We start from the raw sequence: 4,162 nt of genomic DNA, 5'->3' as shown, positions 1-4,162 counted from the left end.
CAGATAGCACTCAGTTTTTTCGCTTCTGTGCTTTATTGCGTAAGCATCCCTATTTAAAAACTGTCCGGAGTATTGAAATAAGACAAGTGGCAACGAAACAATTCAGACACAGCCTGATGAATTCTATTTAATTCTTGACTAGAAATTTGTTTCAGTACATCCTGTATAACAATGTTGAGATGGATAGCTAGTTCATTGAGTTCCTCATTGAGTTGTTTGAGTTTGTTTTTATCTGCCTCTGTTCTTGCTTCCATTGTTTTTCCTTCTTTAGCAACGGAAGCCGTGTAGCCTAAGTTAACTAAACGGTTCAAGTTTCTTGCGAGTAAATTGACATTTAAAACATTTGCTCTTTTTAAATTCGGACTATCTAAGTCTACCCTTCCAGTTTCTAAAGACTTTGCCACTGCTTCTAATACTTGATTAATTCCTTTTTGAAATTCCTTCTCCCATGAATGAAGTGGAAATAATTTTTCTCCTAATTTCTTGTATGGCTCTTCCTGTTGGAGTTCCACAATGATGGTTCGTATATAGTTCACAACGTCATCTTGTGACTGTTTTGCGAGAACCTGTTTGACTTTTGTATCTAGTTTTTCAAACGGCTGTTTTAAGTTTGTATCGCAAGTTTCTAATAACTTTTCAAGTTTTGACCTAATGTCTGATATTTTTTCACATTCCTCTTGGTAGCGTTCTTCTGAACTATTAAGAATAGCTGTTGTTGTTTGTGTAGCCCATTCCGCCACGGCATTTCCAGCAGCCAGATTAAAACGTTCTATAATTTGTGGAATTACTAGCTGTGGGAAGTGTTGAGTAATATGTTCCTTTAAATTCTGCTGAAATTCTTCTGCATAAGATTTTTGCCATAATGCTTCAGCAACTCGGCTTCTGTCGTGCCTCGACCATTTTTGTACGTTACGTGGCAAGTCTTCTAATATATCTTCATCAATTAATCCATTAAAATTGTTGTCCGCTTTTTTACACGCATCAACACTGAATATTTCATCATGATTTTGGATCTGAAGAGCCAGTAAAGCAGGCCATGTACTAAGTTTGACAACCTGCAACTTCTCAATATCTTCTGTATATTCTTTTAATTGGTCAGTCAATTCACTTTTAATACTGCCGATAGCATTTTCAACAAAGCGATTTTCTGTGTCAGGCCAATTTCTATCGGCTCGGAAAACATCAATACGATTAAGAGTGAAAAGCATACGCGCAGGGGAACCACCTAAATCTTTTACCTGCTGTACAACTTCTTGCAACAAGCATTTTACTTTCTGTGCATCGGTTTCTGCACTATTGTATGTGACTATGCACAATGCTTCTCGGCACTGTTGAATGACATTTGCGTTACCTTGATCGCCCACATACGCTAAACCAGGTAAATCAAGAATTTTTACCCTTGTTCCTTCTGGCAGTTCTAGTTTTGACTCTTTGACAAGCCGGAAAGGGTAAAAGATTGTAGATTGTGGACAAGCTAAATTCGGTTGTTTTTCTCTGTTTTCGATATAACTTATCATTGCTTCATATAAGCGCTGATAAATTTTCTCCTCTCTGATACCTCTCCATTCGCCACACTCCCACAATGCTCCTGGTGTTTCATGGATTATTAGAGACTTTTCCTTGCTATATTCGATAGTGACTGCCCCTGCACTCATTTCACTTACGGCTACAGGAACAATTTCGGCTCCACACAACAAATTTACCAAAGTGCTTTTCCCGCTACTGGTGGTTCCTGTAGTCGCCAGAGTCAGAGTCGGATTACGAAGTTGATCAACCAGATTGCTTAAAGCCTCGTCTAACTTTATAGACAGTTCTTGCATTTCAGGCTGATATGTATCTGGTAAATGCTCTGAAATTTCTGTATAAAAATTATTCCAGTATTTAGCAAGCAGTTGAGCTTTGAATTCTACTTCGTCAAAAACTTTGTATAATTGTTTACTCATGTGTTAAATACTGGTGTTGATAATGAATATGTATCCTAGTTAACATATTTGAGTCGCAACTGATAGAGGGCTGACAGCCGCACTGTTCACTTATGACTCTAGGTATAATACTATAACCTGTCAAGAGGCGATCGCACTTTATTTAAATAAAGTTACAAACAGGCTCTTCAGATTGTGGCATATCTTCAATTAGATTATCAGCGGGCGTTGCTGAATCCAGGTCTGAAACGATCGCACAAACGCCGAAAAAGCGCTCTAAATTGCGATCGATTATACCCATATTCCCCAACCCCGCCGATCGAACTCTCGCACAATTAGCCAACAGATCGACTAAAACAAACCCTATTACCAAGGATTACCAATCATTCTAAAAGCAGACCAATAATAAGGATGAGAAAAATTCTGACTCGTCGTGTTTGCCAACTCCGGCGGTAACGGCAGATTGCCAACAGAAGTGTGCAGCATCCCCCCTTCAATTCGCACTTCTCCCCGCAACATCGCTAATTGCGCTTGCCGGAGTGCTTCTGCTTTAATCGGAGCAGTTTTTAACTGCCCGTAAAACTCCGTCATCAACCCCAAACTGCCCTCGTCGCTGACATACCAGAGAGTCGCCATAGCCGATTTAACCCCGGCTTGCACGGCTAAACCGCCAAAGCCCAACTCGGCCTCTCGATCGCCCACAGCAGTCTTGCAAGCACTCAAAACTAACATTTCAACTTGCGGGCTGTGCCAATTCATTTGCCGCAACTGATCCAAACGCAATTTAGTATCCCACAACTGAATAAAGGAGTGGCTGGGATCTCCCGATCGAAATTCGGCGTGAGTAGCCAAGTGAATCATCCCAAAAGGATACTGCTGGCGCTGCGATTTCAAATTAGCCAGGGTGAAAGCTTCGTTCAAGAAAGACTTGCCCGGCCACTGCTGCGGCGTGATTGTCGATACTTCTATTTCCACCGCAGGTAAAGGACTCATCTCTGGAAATTGCGACGCCCCCATTGCCAGAACTTGGGTATTTTTGAAATTGGTGGCGCTGGTATCCGTCAAACTGAGACTCGGCATCGATCCCACACTGTAACGCTCTACCAGAAAGCCTTTGCCGTCGTGCAGGGCACCCATCGGTATCGATCGCAACCCCATATCTGAGATAAAAGATAAATTCTCAATGCCTTTGGCTTGCAGTTCTGCTTCGAGCGGCGCTACCATCCACTGGTAGAGTTGCTGAGCCAACGGCAAATAACTTTTAGTGTTGCGCTTTACCGGATTAGTCAGTTCATCGCGAAATTTCCGAACAGCTTCCATTACCTCGGTGCGAGAGGTTCCAGGGACGCGCTGGCGAACGGGCACACCTTCCGGGGTGATCACCATCATTTCCAGTTCGTCAGAGGCTTGAATTTGCTGTTCTACGCGCAAAACGGGGGAACTGCTATAAGGCCGATCGACTGTAGAACCCCTGGGTACAAAGCTGATATAAATGAGAGCTGGTTTGATGCCTGTGGCTTGTTGGACGCCGCGAAGGGTATTTTGAGCATCTTCTAGGGTGGCGATCGTATTTGTTGATGGCAAATTTAGGTAATCGACAAACTCACTGGTAAATCTCTCCTCGACGGGAAAAATAACTGCGCCGACGTTAGTGGGCAACTTGGAAGCTTCAAGATTCCCAAACGCGGGAGGTGAAATGCGCTGTTGCAAGGAATTAGATATCTGGTTTTGCTCTTGCAAGCTGGGCGAAAATAAACGATTTGTGCTGGGTGGCTGGTTGGCTGCGAGCTCCGGTGTCGGTATCGGTGCGAGATTTATCGGCGCAGCAGCAGGCGCAACCACTGGATTTTGAGCAATTATCGGTGCTGGTGGCAAATTTGGGACTGGTGCTGGATTTTGAGTAATTATCGGTGCTGGTGGCAAATTTGGGACTGGTGCTGGATTTTGAGTAATTGTCGGTGCTGGTGGCAGATTTGGGACTGGTGCTGGATTTTGAGTAATTGTCGGTGCTGGTGGCAGATTTGGGACTGGTGCTGGATTTTGAGTAATTGTCGGTGCTGGTGGCAGATTTGGGACTGGTGCTGGATTTTGAGTAATTGTCGGTGCTGGTGGCAGATTTGGGACTGGTGCTGGATTTTGAGTAATTGTCGGTGCTGGTGGCAGATTTGGGACTGGTGCTGGATTTTGAGTAATTGTCGGTGCTGGTGGCAGATTTGGGACTGGTGCTGGATTTTGAGTAA

Annotated in this window: 3 protein-coding genes; all 3 read right to left on the bottom strand. The window is 43.7% G+C overall.

Annotated features, from left to right (window positions below; all coding sequences use genetic code 11):
* Window positions 1–53: 53 nt before the first annotated feature.
* A complete protein-coding gene (locus QUB20_RS28200; RefSeq protein ID WP_333250743.1) occupies window positions 54–1,943 on the bottom strand; it encodes a dynamin family protein in 1,890 nt (629 codons plus the stop codon).
* Between the two features lie 142 nt (window positions 1,944–2,085).
* Complete coding sequence (locus tag QUB20_RS28195) at window positions 2,086–2,295, bottom strand: hypothetical protein (RefSeq protein WP_333250741.1); 210 nt, start codon at window positions 2,293–2,295, stop codon at window positions 2,086–2,088.
* On the bottom strand, window positions 2,289–4,162 hold a 1,874-nt coding region (locus tag QUB20_RS28190; RefSeq protein ID WP_333291826.1), incomplete at its 5' end, for a CHAT domain-containing protein. The genes QUB20_RS28195 and QUB20_RS28190, both read right to left, overlap by 7 nt.

This window comes from Microcoleus sp. B4-C2, from assembly GCF_036705265.1.
Taxonomy (GTDB): domain Bacteria; phylum Cyanobacteriota; class Cyanobacteriia; order Cyanobacteriales; family Microcoleaceae; genus Microcoleus.
The sequence above is the reverse complement of the archived record's forward strand: the minus strand, read 5'-3'. Positions and strand labels throughout refer to the sequence as shown.

Bases quoted from the DNA above. Each gene is read 5' to 3' on its own strand.
- QUB20_RS28200 (WP_333250743.1), bottom strand. From the start codon at position 1,943: ATGAGTAAACAATTATACAAAGTTTTTGACGAAGTAGAATTCAAAGCT.